This is a genomic window from Modestobacter sp. VKM Ac-2985 (genome assembly GCF_026967925.1).
In the GTDB taxonomy this organism is placed as follows: Bacteria; Actinomycetota; Actinomycetes; order Mycobacteriales; family Geodermatophilaceae; genus Modestobacter.
The window spans coordinates 1,236,560-1,252,885 of record NZ_JAPVBI010000002.1 but is presented as its reverse complement, the minus strand read 5'-3'; the positions used below and the strand labels follow the sequence as shown (position 1 = coordinate 1,252,885).

Annotated in this window: 15 protein-coding genes; 7 read left to right on the top strand and 8 right to left on the bottom strand. The window is 74.2% G+C overall.

Going from position 1 to position 16,326, the window contains the following annotated elements:
* Nucleotides 1-33 precede the first annotated feature (33 nt).
* Nucleotides 34-1,725 carry an acyl-CoA mutase large subunit family protein gene (locus tag O2V61_RS15315; RefSeq protein WP_269184125.1) on the bottom strand — a complete coding sequence of 564 codons (1,692 nt, stop codon included), beginning with the start codon at nucleotides 1,723-1,725 and terminating at the stop codon, nucleotides 34-36.
* A 49-nt stretch (nucleotides 1,726-1,774) separates the two neighbouring features.
* Nucleotides 1,775-2,284 (bottom strand): MarR family winged helix-turn-helix transcriptional regulator, encoded by a 510-nt coding sequence (locus O2V61_RS15310; protein WP_269184124.1) that lies wholly within the window; start codon nucleotides 2,282-2,284, stop codon nucleotides 1,775-1,777.
* Between the two features lie 172 nt (nucleotides 2,285-2,456).
* On the opposite strand from O2V61_RS15310, the gene O2V61_RS15305 reads away from it, so the two are divergent.
* A complete protein-coding gene (locus O2V61_RS15305; protein ID WP_269184123.1) occupies nucleotides 2,457-3,332 on the top strand; it encodes a hypothetical protein in 876 nt (291 codons plus the stop codon).
* Between the two features lie 73 nt (nucleotides 3,333-3,405).
* Here the strand turns inward: O2V61_RS15305 and O2V61_RS15300 are convergent, their stop codons facing one another.
* From O2V61_RS15300 to O2V61_RS15290, 3 genes are read right to left on the bottom strand one after another with little or no spacing between them, the layout of a single operon-like run.
* On the bottom strand, nucleotides 3,406-4,881 hold the full coding sequence (locus O2V61_RS15300; protein WP_269184122.1) for a phytoene desaturase family protein: 1,476 nt from the start codon (nucleotides 4,879-4,881) through the stop codon (nucleotides 3,406-3,408).
* Nucleotides 4,882-4,904: 23 nt separating this feature from the next.
* A complete protein-coding gene (gene meaB / locus O2V61_RS15295; protein ID WP_269184121.1) occupies nucleotides 4,905-5,936 on the bottom strand; it encodes a methylmalonyl Co-A mutase-associated GTPase MeaB in 1,032 nt (343 codons plus the stop codon).
* Nucleotides 5,933-7,138 (bottom strand): acetyl-CoA C-acetyltransferase, encoded by a 1,206-nt coding sequence (locus O2V61_RS15290; protein WP_269184120.1) that lies wholly within the window; start codon nucleotides 7,136-7,138, stop codon nucleotides 5,933-5,935. The genes meaB and O2V61_RS15290 overlap by 4 nt, the downstream gene beginning before the upstream one ends.
* A 203-nt stretch (nucleotides 7,139-7,341) precedes the next feature.
* Here O2V61_RS15290 and mce point away from each other — a divergent pair, with 203 nt between their 5' ends.
* The 5 genes from mce to O2V61_RS15265 all read left to right on the top strand — a co-directional run bounded on the left by mce (nucleotide 7,342) and on the right by O2V61_RS15265 (nucleotide 12,298).
* Nucleotides 7,342-7,794 (top strand): methylmalonyl-CoA epimerase, encoded by a 453-nt coding sequence (gene mce, locus O2V61_RS15285; protein WP_269184119.1) that lies wholly within the window; start codon nucleotides 7,342-7,344, stop codon nucleotides 7,792-7,794.
* A 100-nt stretch (nucleotides 7,795-7,894) separates the two neighbouring features.
* Complete coding sequence (gene ccrA / locus O2V61_RS15280; protein WP_269184118.1) at nucleotides 7,895-9,226, top strand: crotonyl-CoA carboxylase/reductase; 1,332 nt, start codon at nucleotides 7,895-7,897, stop codon at nucleotides 9,224-9,226.
* A 78-nt stretch (nucleotides 9,227-9,304) separates the two neighbouring features.
* A complete protein-coding gene (locus O2V61_RS15275) occupies nucleotides 9,305-10,645 on the top strand; it encodes a hypothetical protein (protein WP_269184117.1) in 1,341 nt (446 codons plus the stop codon).
* 80 nt (nucleotides 10,646-10,725) lie between these two features.
* Complete coding sequence (locus O2V61_RS15270) at nucleotides 10,726-11,637, top strand: DUF4397 domain-containing protein (protein ID WP_269184116.1); 912 nt, start codon at nucleotides 10,726-10,728, stop codon at nucleotides 11,635-11,637.
* 10 nt (nucleotides 11,638-11,647) lie between these two features.
* Nucleotides 11,648-12,298 (top strand): class F sortase, encoded by a 651-nt coding sequence (locus tag O2V61_RS15265; RefSeq protein ID WP_269184115.1) that lies wholly within the window; start codon nucleotides 11,648-11,650, stop codon nucleotides 12,296-12,298.
* Between the two features lie 45 nt (nucleotides 12,299-12,343).
* On the opposite strand, the gene O2V61_RS15260 is transcribed toward O2V61_RS15265, so the two are convergent.
* The 3 genes from O2V61_RS15260 to nucS all read right to left on the bottom strand — a co-directional run bounded on the left by O2V61_RS15260 (nucleotide 12,344) and on the right by nucS (nucleotide 15,262).
* Nucleotides 12,344-12,598, bottom strand: coding sequence for a hypothetical protein (locus O2V61_RS15260; protein ID WP_269170839.1), 255 nt, complete (start codon nucleotides 12,596-12,598; stop codon nucleotides 12,344-12,346).
* A gap of 72 nt (nucleotides 12,599-12,670) precedes the next feature.
* Complete coding sequence (locus O2V61_RS15255) at nucleotides 12,671-14,452, bottom strand: 3-hydroxyacyl-CoA dehydrogenase family protein (protein ID WP_269184114.1); 1,782 nt, start codon at nucleotides 14,450-14,452, stop codon at nucleotides 12,671-12,673.
* Between the two features lie 138 nt (nucleotides 14,453-14,590).
* Nucleotides 14,591-15,262, bottom strand: a complete 672-nt coding sequence (gene nucS / locus O2V61_RS15250; RefSeq protein WP_269184113.1) for an endonuclease NucS — start codon at nucleotides 15,260-15,262, stop codon at nucleotides 14,591-14,593.
* Between the two features lie 98 nt (nucleotides 15,263-15,360).
* Here nucS and O2V61_RS15245 point away from each other — a divergent pair, with 98 nt between their 5' ends.
* A complete protein-coding gene (locus O2V61_RS15245; RefSeq protein WP_269184112.1) occupies nucleotides 15,361-16,287 on the top strand; it encodes a hypothetical protein in 927 nt (308 codons plus the stop codon).
* The last annotated feature ends 39 nt before the right edge of the window (nucleotides 16,288-16,326 follow it).

Here is a 16,326-nt window from a genome sequence, read left to right as displayed (position 1 = left end):
AGCGGCCCGACCAGCCGCCGCCCGGCCCTCCGCTCAGAACCGGGCGGTCTCGGTGTAGGTGCCCCACTCGGCGCGCAGGGCGTCGCAGATCTCGCCCAGTGTCGCCTCCGCCCGGGCGGCCGCCAGCATCGCCGGGACCATGTTCTCCTCGGTCCGGGCCACCTCGACCATCCGCGCGACGGCGGCGCGCGCAGCGGCGTCGTCCCGGCGCTGCCGCCGGCCGGCCAGCTCGGCCCGCTGGTCGGTCTCCACCTGGTGGCTCACCCGCAGGATCTCCAGGTCGTCGGCGGCGCTGCCGGCGCCGGTCAGCGTGTTGACGCCGACGACCTTCTTCTCGCCCTTCTCCAACGCCCGCTGGTAGACGAACGCCGCCTCGGCGATCTCGCCGGTGAACCACCCGTCCTCGATCCCGCGCAGGATCCCGGCGGTCATCGTGCCGTCGCCGCCCATCTCCCGGACCCGGGTGAACACCTCCTCCGCCTGCCGCTCCAGCTCGTCGGTGAGCGTCTCGACGTACCAGGACCCACCGAGCGGATCGGCGACGTTGAGCACCCCGGTCTCCTCGGCGATCACCTGCTGGGTGCGCAGCGCGATCTGCGCGGCCTTCGCACTGGGCAGGGCGAGCACCTCGTCCAGCGCGTTCGTGTGCAGCGAGTTGGTGCCGCCGAGCACCGCGGCCAGCGCCTCGACCGCCGTCCGCACGATGTTGTTGTCCGGCTGCTGGGCGGTGAGCGAGACGCCGGCGGTCTGGGTGTGGAAGCGCAGCTGCTGGGCCTTGTCGGTGCGGGCGCCGTAGACGTCACGCAGCCAGCGGGCCCAGATCCGCCGGGCAGCCCGGAACTTGGCGATCTCCTCGAAGAAGTCGATGTGCGCGTCGAAGAAGAACGACAGCCCCGGGGCGAAGACGTCGACGTCCAGCCCGCGGGAGAGCCCCACCTCGACGTAGGCGAAGCCGTCGGCCAGCGTGTAGGCCAGCTCCTGCGCGGCGGTCGAGCCGGCCTCCCGGATGTGGTAGCCGGACACCGAGATCGGCTTGTAGGCCGGGATCTCGGCGGCGCAGTACTCCATCAGGTCGCCGATCAGCCGCAGGTGCGGCTCGGGGGCGAACAGCCACTCCTTCTGCGCGATGTACTCCTTGAAGATGTCGGTCTGCAGCGTGCCGTCGAGCTGCGCGAGGTCCGCGCCCTGGCGCTCGGCCGCGACCAGGTACATGCAGAACACCGGGACGGCGGGGCCGCTGATCGTCATCGAGGTTGTCGTCCGGTCCAGCGGGATGCCCTCGAAGAGCACGTCCATGTCCGCCGCGGAGTCGATCGCCACCCCGCAGTGCCCGACCTCACCGAGCGCGAGGGGGTCGTCGGAGTCCCGGCCCATCAGGGTCGGCATGTCGAAGGCGACCGACAGCCCGCCCCCACCCTCGGCCAGCAGCGACCGGAACCGCTCGTTGGTCTGCCGGGCGTTGCCGAAGCCGGCGAACTGGCGGATCGTCCAGGCCCGCCCCCGGTAGCCGGTGGCGTGCAGCCCGCGGGTGAACGGGAACTCACCGGGATAGCCGATCCGCTCGAACCCGGGGACGGCGGCCTCGTCGGCCGGGCCGTAGGCGGGCTGCACCTCCATCCCGGAGAGCGTGCTGAAGTCGGCGTCCCGCACCCGGCCGGCGGCCAGCGCCGCGTCGTAGCGCTGCTGCCACCTGCTGCGGGCCTCGTTGCCCGAGGGCTGCGTCATGCCCAGATGCTAGGACGTCCAACTACTTTGCGGCCACCCCCTGGGCGGGTCAGTCCGCGGCGACGTCCCCCGCGCCGAGCCGCACCTTCTTGAGCACGTCGAACAGCACGTCCAGCTCCGCCTCGGGCAGGTCGGCCAGCCCGAAGTCCTGGCTGCTCAGCGCCTCGGTCGCCCGCGGGACGACGTCCCGTCCGGCGTCGGTGATCGCGGCCAGCACCCCACGGCCGTCGGCGGGGTTGGGCCGCCGCTCGACGTAGCCGGCCGCCACCAGCCGCTCGATCGCGTTGGTGACGCTGGTCGGGTGCACCATCAGCCGGCTGCCGATCACCTTCAACGGCAGCTGCCCGGTCCGGGAGAAGGTCAGCAGCACCAGCACCTCGTACCGGGCGAAGGTCAGCCCGTGCGGCTTGAGCGCCTCGTCGAAGCGGGCCAGCAGGATCTGCTGCACCCGGAACACGCTCGTCGCCGCCCGCATCGAGGCGGCCGGGCCGAAGTGCTGCGCCCAGCTCTCGGCTGCGCGCTCGATCGGGTCGAACGGCAGGCCCAGGGGTCGCACCATGGCCCCAGAGGCTAGTTCTCCCGCCGCCGGGCCCCACCGCTGCCGCCGAGATCCGACCTGCCGACGTCCCGCGGTCAGGCCAGAGGTCGACAACTCGACACTCGATGCGCGCCTGCTCCGAGCCTGTGGACGACGCAGTCGGCTGGGCGGCCTCATCGGCCAGGCTCCCCCGGTGGTCGTTCCCCCGCACCGCCCGCCGTTGCTGCGCGGACGCGTCTTCCGCGGCACCGCGGCCGTCCGGGACGGGCTGGTCACCCGGCGGCAACTGGACAGCAGTGCGTGGCAGCGGTTGTTCCGGGACGTCTACGCCTGCGCGGACCTGGCGGTCACGCACCAGGTGCGGGCAGTGGCCGCCGCGTCGCTGCTGCTGCCGGGTTCCGTCGTGAGCGGAGCCAGCGCCGCCGTCCTGTGGGGCCTGGCCGCCGCCGGGCCCGAGGACGACGTCGAGGTGACCGTGCCCCCAGCGACTCGGACCAGCGCCGTCACCGGGGTCCGCGTCCGCCGGGCCCGGCTGGTGCCCGGTGACGTCACCCGCCGCCGTGGCGTCCCGGTCACCACACCGGAGCGGACCGCCGTGTCGCTGGGCGCCGAACGCACGGTCGAGGAGGCCGTCGTCCTCATCGACCAACTCGCCGCCGGCGGCCTGCTCGATGTCCGCGACGTCCGATCCCTGGCCGCGGCGACCACGGGCCGCGGGTGCCGGCGGGCCCGGACGGCTGCCGCGCTGGCCGACGGACTGGCCGGCTCGCCCCAGGAGACCCGGCTGCGGTTGCTGCTGCACCGCGCCGAGCTGCCGACGCCGGTCGCCCAGCACTCCGTGCACGACGGACGGGTCTTCGTTGCCCGGGTCGACTTCGCCTGGCCCGAGCAGCGGCTGGCGCTGGAGTACGACGGGCTCTGGCACGCCGAGCCCGGCCAGTTCGCTGCCGATCGCCGCCGGCTCAACCGACTGCTCGCCGCCGGCTGGCGGGTCCTCTTCGTGACCGCGGCCGACCTGCACCGACCCGACCAGCTGGTCGCTTGCATCGCGGCCGAGCTCGCTCGCTGAGTGTCGACTCGTCGACCCCTCACGCGGGGGCGACAGGTCGACAACTCGACACTCGGCGAGCGCAGCGCTGGCGTCAGGGGCGCGGGGCGGGGCGGAGCGCCGGGGCGTCCCGGATGCCGAAGACCTCGCGCAGCGCCACCCGGGCGGCGTTGTCGCCGCAGTGTCCGTGCACCGCGGGCCCGGGCGGGGTCGCCGAGGACGCCAGGTAGGTGCCGCGGACCGGGGTCTTGTAGGTGTTCCACCGCGGCACCGGACGGGCGAGCATCTGCCGCAGCGACGCCTCGCCGTTGGAGATGTCCCCGCCGACGTCGTTGGGGTTCCAGCGCTCCATCTCCCCGGCGTGCATGGTGTGCCGGGCCAGGATCGTGTCCCGGAAGCCCGGGGCGAACCGCTCGACCTGCGCCTCGATCGCCTCGGTCATGTCGACGGTCGAGCCGTGCGGCACGTGCACGTAGGCCCAGAAGACGTGACCGCCGTCGGGCGCACGGGAGGGGTCGACGACCGTGGGCTGGACGGCGAGCACGTAGGGCTTGTCGGTGATCCGCCCCGCGGCCGGCGCCGCCTCCCCGGCGATCGTCTCCTCCATCGTCCCGGCGACGTGCACGGTGCCGGCCCGGCGGACGTCGGGATCGGTCCACGGCACCGGCTCGGACAGCGCCCAGTCGACCTTGAAGACCCCGGGCCCGTGCTTGTACCGCTTCACCCAGCGCCGGTAGCCGTCGGTGACCTGGTTGCCGGCCATCGCGACGAACGCGCTCGGCGAGGTGTCCAGCAGCACGGCCGGGACGCCGTCGAACTCGCGCAGGTCGGTGACCTCGTGGCCGGTGACGACCTCACCGCCCTGCTGCTCCAGCGCGGTGACCATCGCGTCGGCCAACTGCTGCGAGCCACCCTCGATCAGCGGCCAGCCGTGGTGGTGGCTCATCATCCCCAGGAACATGCCGAGTGCTGCGGTGAGCGGGCGGCTGAGGTCGAGCATCCCGTGGGCGGCGGCGCCGGCGATCAGGGCGCGGGCCTCGTCGTCGTCGAAGTACCGGCGGGCCAGCCACCCGACGCTGGGCAGCCCCTGGAGCCCGAAGCCGGCGATCCCGGCGAAGCCCTTGACCGGCGGCAGCCGCCGGAACGCCGACGTCAGGAAGAAGTCGGTGATCTCGTCCGCCTGGCGCAGCAGCGGCCCGAACAGCCGGCGGTAGCCGCGCTCGTCCCGGCCCAGCCCGGCCGCCGTCTGCTCCAGCGAGTGGTGGGAGAGGGCAGCGCGGCCGCCGTCCAGCGGGTGGGCGAAGTTGATCTCCGGCTGGAGCAGCCGGACCCCCCGGGAGGCGAGGTCGAACTCGCGGAAGAACGGCGCGGTCGCGGCCATCGGGTGCACCGAGGCGCAGATGTCGTGTCGGTACCCGGGCAGCGTCACCTCCTCGGTGCGCAGGCCCCCACCGGCTCGCTCACCGCGCTCGACCACCCGTACCGAGAGCCCGGCCGCGGCCAGCCGCAGCGCACCCGCCAGCCCGTTGGGTCCGGCTCCGACGACGACGGCATCCGGGGTCCCGTTCACGCCGCCATCCTGCCCGCCGCCTCCTACAGGTGCGCGATGAGCTCGTCGGCCGCCCGGTAGGGGTCGGTCTCCCCCGCCACCACCTGCTCGGCCAGCGCACCGAGCGCCGCCGACCCCGAGACGTCGCCCATCCGCTCCCGCAGCCCGGCCACCGCGATCGCCTCGACCTCCCGGGCGGCGCGCTCGACCCGGCGCCGGCGCCCCTCACCCGAGGAGGCCAGCCAGTCGCCGTGCTCCTCGATCCGGGCCAGGACGTCGGCGACCCCGTTGTCGGTGTCGCGGGAGGCGACGGTCTTCACGATCGGCGGGCGCCAGGCCCCGGACTCGGTGTGCCGGCCGCCGAGGGAGAGCATCGCCCGCAGGTCGCGCACGGTGGTGTCCGCGCCGTCCCGGTCGGCCTTGTTGACGACGAAGACGTCGGCGACCTCGAGGATCCCGGCCTTCGCCGCCTGGATCCCGTCGCCCATCCCCGGTGCCAGCAGGACCAGCGTCGTGTCCGCGAGCGAGGCGACCTCCAGCTCCGACTGCCCGACCCCCACGGTCTCCACCAGGACGACGTCGCAGCCGGCCGCGTCGAGCACCCGCAGCGCCTGAGGGGTCGCCCAGGCCAGCCCGCCGAGGTGGCCGCGGGAGGCCATCGAGCGGATGAAGACACCGCCGTCCCCGGCGTGGTCCTGCATCCGCACCCGGTCGCCCAGCAGCGCGCCGCCGGAGAACGGGGACGACGGGTCGACCGCCAGGACGCCGACCCGCTGGCCGGCCTGACGGAAGGCCCGCACGAGGGCGGTCGTCGTCGTCGACTTGCCCACGCCGGGCGGCCCGGTGAGCCCCAGGACCCGGGCCCGCCCGGTGTGCGGCGCCAGCGCGGCGGCGACCTCGCGCAGCAGCGGGCTGGCGTCCTCGACGAGCGAGATCAGCCGGGCCACCGAGCGGGCGTCCCCCTCGCGGGCCCGGGAGACCAGGGTGCCGACGTCGGCCGCCCGGCGACCCCGCCGCCCGGACGGGACCACGACGGCCGGCGTCTGGACGGCGGTGCCCTCGGGCTGGGACGTCACGCCCGGGCGGGTACGTGCAGGACGAGCGCATCGCCCTGACCACCGCCGCCGCACAGTGCCGCGGCACCGACCCCGCCACCACGGCGGCCCAGCTCCAGCACCAGGTGCAGCACGATCCGCGCACCGCTCATCCCGACCGGGTGACCCAGCGCGATGGCGCCCCCGTTGGGGTTCACCTTCTCCGCGTCGACCGCCAGCTCGCGGGTGGAGACGATGCCGACGGCGGCGAACGCCTCGTTGAGCTCGACCAGGTCCAGGTCGGCCGGGTCGATCCCCTCCCGAGCGCAGGCCTTGGCGATCGCCCGCGCGGGCTGGCTCTGCAGGGTCGCGTCCGGCCCGGCGACCACGCCGTGCGCACCGATCTCGGCGAGCACGGTCAGCCCCAGCTCCTCGGCCTTCGCCGCGGACATGACCACGACCGCGCAGGCGCCGTCGGAGATCTGCGAGGAGGTGGCGGCGGTGATCGTGCCGTCAGCAGCGAACGCGGGCTTCAGCCGGCCCAGGCTCTCCGCGGTGGTGTCCGGGCGGATGCCCTCGTCCTCACGGAACTCGATCGGGTCGCCCTTGCGCTGCGGGATGAGCACCGGGGTGATCTCGTCGTCGAACAGGCCGTTCTTCTGGGCGGCGGCGGCCTTCTGGTGGCTGGCGGCGGCGAAGGCGTCCTGCTCCTCGCGGGTGAGCCCGTACCGGCTGTTGGCCTGCTCGGTCAGTGCGCCCATGGCCACCTGGTCGAAGGTGTCGGTCAGGCCGTCGTGCGCCATCGCGTCGACCAGCGTGGCGTCGCCGTACTTGGTGCCGGTGCGCGAGGTGGGCAGCAGGTGCGGCGCCTGGGTCATCGACTCCATGCCACCGGCCACCACGACCTCGAACTCACCTGCCCGGATCAGCTGGTCGGCCAGGGCGATCGCGTCGAGGCCGGAGAGGCACACCTTGTTCAGCGTGAACGAGGGCACCGACATGGGGATGCCACCGGCGACAGCGGCCGGCCGGGCGGGGTTCTGGCCGGCCCCGGCCTGGATGACGTGGCCCATGATCACGTAGTCGACCTGGTCGCCGGTGATGCCGGCGCGCTCCAGCGCCGCCTTGATCGCCACGCCGCCCAGGTCGGCGGCGGAGAAGTCCTTCAGCGAGCCGAGCAGGCGGCCCATCGGGGTGCGGGCACCCCCGACGATGACGGAACGGGTGGATGCGGGCTGGCTCATCGAGGCTCCAGTGACTCCCGGTCACCGCCGTTGGCGACCGTCTCGGCAGGACACCGCGCGGTCCCTCGGGACACCACGGACTGTCGTCAGGATAGGGCTCGCGCCCTCCGCCGGGTCCGTGCCGGCGACGAAGGCCACCGGCAGGAGGTGAAGCCCGTCACAACGGACTCCCCGTCGGCGATCGGCAGCGGCAGGATGCCCGCATGACCTCCGCCGTGCCCGACGACGCGCACACCGGCCTGTTCACCACGATCGACCACGTCGGCATCGCCGTCCCCGACCTGGACGAGGCGATCGCCTTCTACGCGGCGACCTTCGGGATCCACTCGGTGCACGAGGAGACCAACACCGAGCAGGGCGTGCGCGAGGCGATGCTCGCGGTGGGCGACGGCGAGACCCGCGTCCAGCTGCTCGCCCCGCTGACCCCCGAGTCCACGATCGCCACGTTCATCGGCCGCTCCGGCCCGGGCCTGCAGCAGCTGGCGTTCCGGGTCGCCGACGTCGAGGCGGCGAGCGCGACGCTGCGCGAGCGCGGCATGCGACTGCTCTACGACGAGCCCCGGCGCGGCACGTCGGGCAGCCGGGTCAACTTCGTGCACCCGAAGGACGCCGGCGGGGTGCTCGTCGAGCTGGTGGAGCCCGCCGCCCACGGATGAGTTGCCTGGGTCACATGACCTGGTCAACCGGAGCTACTGGTCAGTAACCTCCGCGCCACACCTGCACCCTCCGAGCCAATGACGACCCGGGAGCGCACGCATGGACCAGATCAGGGACGCCGTCCTCGCCGACCACCTCGACGCGATCGGAGGGCTCCCGACACCGGAGTCCTACCGCGCCGTGCTGGTCCGCCGCGACGAGCAGGACATGTTCGAGGGCCTGCCCACCAAGGACAAGGACCCCCGCAAGGCACTGCACGTGGAGGAGGTGCCGACCCCGGAGATCGGGCCGGGCGAGGCGCTGATCGCGGTGATGGCCTCCTCGGTCAACTACAACACCGTCTGGACGTCGATCTTCGAGCCGGTCTCCACCTTCGGGTTCCTCGCCCGGTACGGCCGGCTCAACGAGCTGACCAAGAAGCACGACCTGCCCTACCACGTGGTGGGCTCGGACCTCGCCGGCGTCGTGGTCCGGGTCGGCCCCGGCGTCAACCGGTGGAAGCCCGGCGACGAGGTCGTCGCCCACTGCCTGTCCGTCGAGCTCGAGGACCCGGCCGGCCACGACGACACGATGATGGACCCGCAGCAGCGGATCTGGGGCTTCGAGACCAACTTCGGCGGCCTGGCCGAGCTCTCGCTGGTCAAGAGCAACCAGCTCATGCCCAAGCCGGCGCACCTCACGTGGGAGGAGGCGGCCTGTCCCGGGCTGGTCAACTCCACCGCCTACCGACAGCTGGTCAGCCACAACGGCGCCAACATGAAGCAGGGCGACGTCGTCCTCATCTGGGGCGCCTCCGGCGGGCTCGGCTCCTACGCCACCCAGATGGCGCTCAACGGCGGGGCCATCCCGGTGTGCGTCGTGAGCAGCCCGGAGAAGGCCGAGATCGCCCGCCGGATGGGTGCGGAGCTGGTCATCGACCGCTCCGCGGAGGGCTACCGGTTCTGGAAGGACGAGGAGACCCAGGACCCCAAGGAGTGGCAGCGGCTCGGCGCGAAGATCCGCGAGCTGACCGGCGGGGACGACGCCGACATCGTCTTCGAGCACCCCGGGCGGGAGACCTTCGGCGCCAGCGTCTACGTCGCCAAGAAGGGCGGCACGATCGTCACCTGCGCCTCGACCAGCGGCTTCATGCACTCCTACGACAACCGCTACCTCTGGATGAACCTCAAGCGGATCGTCGGCTCGCACTTCGCCAACTACCGCGAGGCGTGGGAGGCCAACCGGCTGATCGACCGGGGCCTGATCCACCCGACGCTGTCCCGGACCTACGCCATGGACGACGTGGGCCAGGCCGCCTACGACGTCCACCGCAACCTGCACCAGGGCAAGGTCGGCGTGCTGACCCTCGCCCCGGAGGAGGGCCTGGGCGTCAAGGACCACGCCAAGCGGGAGCGGCACCTCGCCGCGATCAACCGCTTCCGCGACGTCTGAGGAGGGGCTGCCTGGGAGTTCGCTGGGTGCGGCCCTCGACACGCTGACCACACCTTCGATCAATGCGAGGATGACGCCATGAGCGACCCCCGCGACGACGAGTTCGGTTACCGCGACGGCGGCCCCACCTTCGACGTGGTGCGCAAGGGGTACGACCGCGACCAGGTCGCCGAGACGCTGGCCGGTCTCGACGCCGACCTGCACGTGGCGCTGGCCGACCGGGACGCCGCCGTGTCCCGGTCGGCCGACCTCGCCCGCCAGCTGCAGGCGCTGCACGGCGAGGTCGAGTCGCTGCGGCGCCGGGCCGCCAGCGCGAGCGCCCCCACGTTCGAGAACATGGGCGAGCGCATCTCCAACATGCTGCAGCTCGCCCAGGACGAGGCAGCGGAGATCCGCCGCTCGGCCGAGGAGCAGGCCGCCCAGCTGCAGGCGGCCGTGGCCGCCGAGGCAGAGGCGATCCGCGAGCGGGTCGCCGGCGAGGAGCGCGCGCTCGGGGAGCGCTCGGCCGCCAGCCGGGCCGAGGCCGAACGCCTGGTCGCCGAGGCGCGCCAGCACGCCGAGCAGATCGCCGAGGTCGCCCAGTCCCGCGCCGACGACCTGGTCGCCAAGGCCCAGGAGCGGGTGACCCGGCTCGACAACGACTCCCAGGCCCGCCGCGCCAAGGCCGAGCAGGACTTCGAGATCGCCCAGCGCGCCCGCCGGAGCGAAGCCGCCCGACTGGAGCAGGAGCGCGAGCAGGCGTCCATCGCCACCGCCCAGCAGCGGGTAGCCGCGGCCGACGAGCGGGCCCACCACACGGTCGCCGAGGCCGAGGCCGCCGCGGCCGCGATCGGGAAGATCCGGGACGACCTGACCCGCCGGCTGGCCGACGTCCGCACCCTGCTCGGCCGGCTGCCGGACCTCTCCGACCAGCCCCAGCCGGCCCAGGACACCCGCCCGGCCGAGCAGCCCGAGGCGGCCCGGCCGCAGCAGGGCACCCCTGCCGAGTCCGAGCAGCAGCCGACCGGGGCGACCACCGGCGAGCAGCCGGGTGCGGAGCGCCCGGCAGCGCCGGCCACCCAGCTCACCCCGGAGCCGGCGGCCGCCCAGACCCAGGCGGTCCCGGTGCAGGCGGTCCGGACCGAGTCGGTACCGGCCCAGCAGGCTCCTGCGGCCGGCGCGCAGCAGCCGGTCCGGACCCCGGCGCCGGCGCACCCGACCCAGACCACGCCGGCCCAGCAGGCTCCGGCCCAGCAGGCTCCGGCCGAGGAGCGGACGACGGCGGAGCAGCCGGCGGCCGAGCAGGCACCTCAGCAGCGACCCCAGCCCGGCGTGCGGCAGACACCGCCCGTACCGGCCCGCGGTCCGGCCACCCGGGTCCAGCCGACCCCGGCCGTGCCCGCCGGGCAGGGTGGCCCGCCCCCGGCGAACCGGGGCTGACCGCCACCTCGATCCTCGACGGACCCGTCCGGCGCACCGGGCCGGGCGGGGGTGATCGACCACCACCGGAGGGGAACACCGTGCCCGGGCTGCCTCGAACCGTGCTGATCGCCGTGCTCAGCGCTGCCCTGTGCTCCCTCGGGCTGCTGGTGGCACCCGTGGCGGCGGCCGCACCGGCGGAGGACACCGGCCTGGTGCGGATGATGCACCTCTCCCCCGACACCCCGTCGGTCGACGCGTTCGTCGACCGTGCCTCCATCGACCATGCCGCTATCGACCATGCCGCCATCGCCGCGGTCCCGGCCCCGGACGCCCAGGTCCTGCTGCCCGCGCTCGGCTACGGCGACGTGTCCGCCTACCAGCGGGTCCCCGCCGGCAGCTACACCGTGAGCGCGCGGGCGGCCGGCGCCGACCCGGCCAGTCCTCCGGTGCTCACCACCGCCGTGACCGTGGCCGCCGGGACCGCGACCACGGTCGCCGCGGTGGGGCGGTTCGCCGACCTGGGCCTCGCCGTCGGCACCGACGACCTCACCCTGCCGCCGGCGGGGGCTGCCCGGGTCCGGGTGGTCAACGCCGCCGCGACCGGCTCCCCGCTGGACGTCGCCCTGGGCGGGGGACCCGTGCTCGCCGCCGACCTGGCGTTCACCGACTCCACCGACCCCGTCCACGTGCCCGGCGGTGCAGGGACGCTCGTCGTCACCGACGCCGGTGGCACCCCGGTCGAGCTGCCGGTCGACCTCGCCGCCGGATCGGTGCACACCGTGCTCGTGCTGGAGCGCGCGGACGGCGGGGTCACCGCGACCGTCACCCTGGACGCCGCAGCCCCCGGCGTCGTGCCGGTCGGCGGGGTGGAGGCCGGCGCCGGCGGTACCGCCCCGGACGACGACCCCCCGGTCGGCCGCGCAGCCCTCGCCGCCCTGTCCCTCACCGCACTGCTGCTGGCCGTCGGCCTGCGCCGGACCCGTCCCGGGCACCCGGCCCCGACGTCCTGAGCTGCCGGCGATGACGACCTCGGCCCGTCCCGGCGAGCCCTCACGACCGGGCCGCCACCGCCTGACGGCGCTGCGGGTGGGGCTGCTCGCGGTGGCCGTCGCCGCCGGCGGGGTGGCGCTGGTGGACCGGCCCGCCGACGCCGTCGGCAGCACCGCGGTGCCCGCCCCGCCCGCGCCGGTGGTCCTCGGCCCCGCCGCCGCGGGGCCGGCGGAGCCGACCGTCGCGTCCCCGGTCGGGCTGCGCATCGCCGCGATCGGCGTGGACGCGAACCTCGTGCCGATCGGCGTGGACGGCGCAGGTGCCCTCGTGCCCCCGGCGGACGTCCAGCAGGCGGGCTGGTTCGCCGCCGGACCGGTGCCCGGTGGGGTGGGGCCGGCGGTGCTGGCCGGGCACGTCGACGACCACACCGGCCCCGGGGTGTTCGCCCGGCTGGAGGAGCTCACCGCCGGAGACCAGGTGGTCGTCACCGGCGGCGACGGCCGGCCGGTGACGTTCACGGTGACCCGGGTGTCCGCCCACCCCAAGGGCGACTTCCCGACCGAGGAGGTCTACGGGCCGACCACCGGCGCCGAGCTCCGGCTGATCACCTGCGGCGGCACCTTCGACCGCTCGCGGCGCAGCTACACCGACAACGTCGTCGTCCACGCATCCGCAGGATGACGGGGCCCCGCTGCGAGCTCGCGAGTGGTGGGGGCAGTGGGTCCTTCAGCGGCGACGGTCGCGAGCCCGCCAGCAGGCGGTGTGCCAGTGCCGCCGCCAGTCCGAGGCGGAGTCGGTGTCCCACGGGTCCAGGTCGGAGTCGCGGGCGTAGGCCGGCCAGCTGACCACGTGCGGGGTCCGCGGCGGGATCAGCTGGTCACAGCCCGGGCAGCGGTAGCTCTTGTCGCTGCCCGCCCCGGTGAGCGGCCGCACCACCCAGTCGCCGTCCGCGGCCTCCTCGACCGGCTGCCGGGCCGCCACCGGCCCACGCCCCGGTTGCGCGGACCGGGCGCGCCCCGGACCACGCCGCGAGCCACCTCGGCGGGGCACCGGCTACCGGTTCGCGTGGTCGCGGAAGCCGCGCCCGGCCTTGCGGCCCAGGTAGCCGGCGGTCACCAGGTGCTCGAGCAGCGGCGCCGGGGCGAAGCCGGGCTCACGGAACTCGGTGTACAGCTCGCGCTCGATCGCCAGGGCGACGTCCAGACCGACGACGTCCAGCAGCTCGAAGGGGCCCATCGGGTAACCGCAGCCGACCTTCATCGCGGCGTCGATGTCGTCGGCGGTGGCGTAGTGCGCCTCCAGCATCTTGACCGCGTCGTTGAGGTAGGGGAACAGCAGCGCGTTGACGACGAACCCGGCCCGGTCGGTGCAGGAGACCGCGTGCTTGCCCACCTGCGCGCACAGCGCGTGCGCGGTGGCGGCGACGTCGGGCTCGGTGGCGATCGTCGAGACAACCTCGACCAGCTTCATCACCGGTGCGGGGTTGAAGAAGTGCAGGCCGACGACGTCACCGGGGCGCTCGCTGGCCTTGGCGCACTCGATGACCGGCAGGCTGGACGTCGTGGTCGCCAGCACCGCGCCGGGCTTCGCGATCTCCCCGAGCGCGGCGAACAGCGCCTGCTTGACCCCCAGGTGCTCGACCACGGCCTCGATGACCAGGTCGGCCCCGGCGAGGTCGTCGAGCTGCGCGGAGCCGGTGACCCGGGCCAGGGCGGCGTCCCGCTCGGCCTCCCCCAGCCGGCCGCGGGCGACCTGCTTGTCCAGCGACCGGGTCAGCGCGTGCTGCACGGCCTCGACCTTGTCCAGCGTGCGGGCCACGAAGGTGACGTCGTAGCCGCCCGTGGCGACCACCTCGATGATCCCGACGGCCATCGTCCCGGAGCCCACCACGCCGACGCTGCGGATCGGGCGGGCTCGCTCGGCGGCACCGCCGGTGGCCGGCGTCGCGGCGTCCGGGACCACCTCGGCGGAGTCGCGGCCGGCGTAGGTGTAGAAGCCGCGGCCGCTCTTCCGGCCCAGCAGCCCGGCGGTCATCATCTGCTTGATGACCGGCGCAGGGGCGTGCAGCCGGTTGCGCGACTGCTGGTACATCGTCACGAGGATCTCGTAGGCGGTGTCGATGCCGATCAGGTCCATCAGCGCGAGCGGGCCCATCGGCAGGCCGCAGCCCAGGCGCATCGCGGCGTCGATGTCCTCGCGGCTGGCGTAGCGGTTCTCGAACATCGAGACGGCGTGGTTGAGGTACCCGAACAGCAGCGCGTTGGCGATGAACCCCGCCTTGTCACCGATCGTCACGTCCGTCTTGCCCAGCCGTGCGGCCAGCGCCTCGACGTCGGAGACCACCGACGGCTCGGTGACCACCGTGCGCACGATCTCGACCAGCTTCATCACCGGTGCGGGGTTGAAGAAGTGCATCCCGATGACCTTGCCGGGGCGGCCGGTGGTGACCGACAGCTCGGTGACCGACAGGCTGGAGGTGTTGGTCGCCAGGATGGTGTCCGGCGGGCAGATGGCGTCCAGCTTGGAGAACAGCTGGGCCTTGAGCTCCATCCGCTCCGGGATGGCCTCCACGACCAGCTCGGCGACGGCGAGGTCCTCCATCGCCGTGGTGAACCGGATCCGGGACAGGATGACGTCGCGGTCGCCGGCCTCGAGCTTCCCGCGGGCGACCGCCTTGCCGGTCGACTGCTCGACGTGCGCCCGCCCGCGGCTCAGCGCCTCGTCGGTCACCTCGACCGCCGTCACCGACAACCCGGCCCGGGCGAGCACCTCGGCGATGCCGGCACCCATCGTGCCGAGCCCCACCACGCCGACCTCGGTCAGTTCTCTGGCCACGCTGCCATCCCTCCGCCGTCCGGTGATCCCGAGCAGTTTCGCACCACTGGCCGACCCGGGCGCTACCGGCCGGTAGTTCCGGCCCTGCCGCAGGGGCCAGCCGCGCGCGGAGCGGGTGGTGGGGGGCGACGAGGTCTTCTAGAAGAGGCGCTGCGAGGGGTCGTCGGTGCCCTTGAGGACGGCGTAGTCGACGGTCAGGCACTCGATGCCGCGGTCGGCGGCCAGCACCCGGGCCTGCGGCTTGATCTCCTGGGCGGCGAACACGCCCTTGACCGGGGCCAGCCGCGAGTCGCGGTTGAGCAGCTCCAGGTAGCGGGTCAGCTGCTCGACCCCGTCGATCTCGCCGCGCCGCTTGATCTCCACGGCCACCGTCGCGCCACCGGCGTCCCGGCAGAGCAGGTCGACCGGGCCGATCGCGGTCGGGTACTCCCGGCGCACCAGCGACCAGCCCTCGCCGAAGGTCTCCACGTGCAGCGCGAGCAGTCGCTGCAGGTCGGCCTCCACGCCGTCCTTCTGCAGGCCGGGGTCCACGCCGAGGTCGTGCCGGGAGTCGTGCTCGACCGACTCGATGGTGATGATCAGCTGCTCGCCGGCCTTGTTGGTGACCGTCCAGGTGCCCGAACCGTCCGTCAGGTCCTCCGTGACCGAGCACGGCGGGCTCATCCAGTTCAGCGGCTTGTAGGCCCGGTCGTCGGCGTGGATGGACACCGAGCCGTCGGCCTTGACCAGCAGCAGCCGGGTGGCGGGCGGGAGGTGGGCGGTGAGCCGCCCGATGTAGTCCACGGAGCAGCGGGCAATGACCAGGCGCACGGACGACGACGCTACCGGCCGTCCCACCGGCCCTCCGCACCGGCGGGAGCGGGCAGGAGCCCGTGGAACCCCCGGCGCCGCCGAGCCGTGTACTCCCCGTGCGGAACCCACCTGCCCTCCGTCCCGCCGTCGGCCTCGCGCTGGCGACCCTGCTGCTGACCGCCTGCGCCGAACGGGGCGGCACCGGGGCCGCGCCACCCGGCCCGTCCAGCGAGACGCCGACGGAGTCCGAGACCGTCTCGCTGCCCGAGGGCGAGGACGCGCTGGTGCTCCAGGTCGCCGACGTCGGCGGCTTCACCACGCCGGAGATGCTGGCCGCACGGCTGCCTGTCCTGAGCGTCTACGCCGACGGCCGGGTGATCACCCAGGGGCCGGTGCCGGACATCTATCCCGCGCCGGCCTGGCCCAACGTGCAGGTGCAGCAGGTCGACGAGGCCACCGTGCAGGAGCTCGCCGCGCGGGCGCTGGACGCCGGCATCGCCGAGACGGCCGACCTGGGCTCCCCGCCACTGGCCGACGCCACCTCCACCCGGTTCACCCTGGACACCGCAGAGCGCACCGTGCAGCGAGAGGTCTACGCGCTCCGTGAGACCACGGGCGCCGGTGGGCTCCCCGGGGACCCGGGCGCCGGCGGGCTCACCGAGGAGCAGGAGGAGGCACGGGCACAGCTGCGGGACCTGCTCGACGACCTGACCGACCTCTCGCAGACCCTCTACAGCGAGGGCCAGACGCCGGAGCAGTACAGCCCGGAGACGGTCGCGGCGCTGGCCCGGCCGTGGACCGAGCCCAACGACGACCTGACCCACGCGGAGCTGCCCTGGCCGGGACCGGCCCTGCCGGGCGAGCCGATCGCCCCGGGCGTGACCTGCGTGACGGCAACGGGCGAGGAGGCGCAGGCCGTCGCCGAAGCGGCCCGGGACGCCAACGTCCTGACCCCGTGGGTCGGTGCGGACGGCGCCCGCTGGTCGATCACCTTCCGCCCGCTGCTGCCGCACGAGTCCGGCTGCGCCGACCTGACCGACTGAGGAGCCGGGGTGGTGCTCCCCGGGCTGGGGAGCACCTCG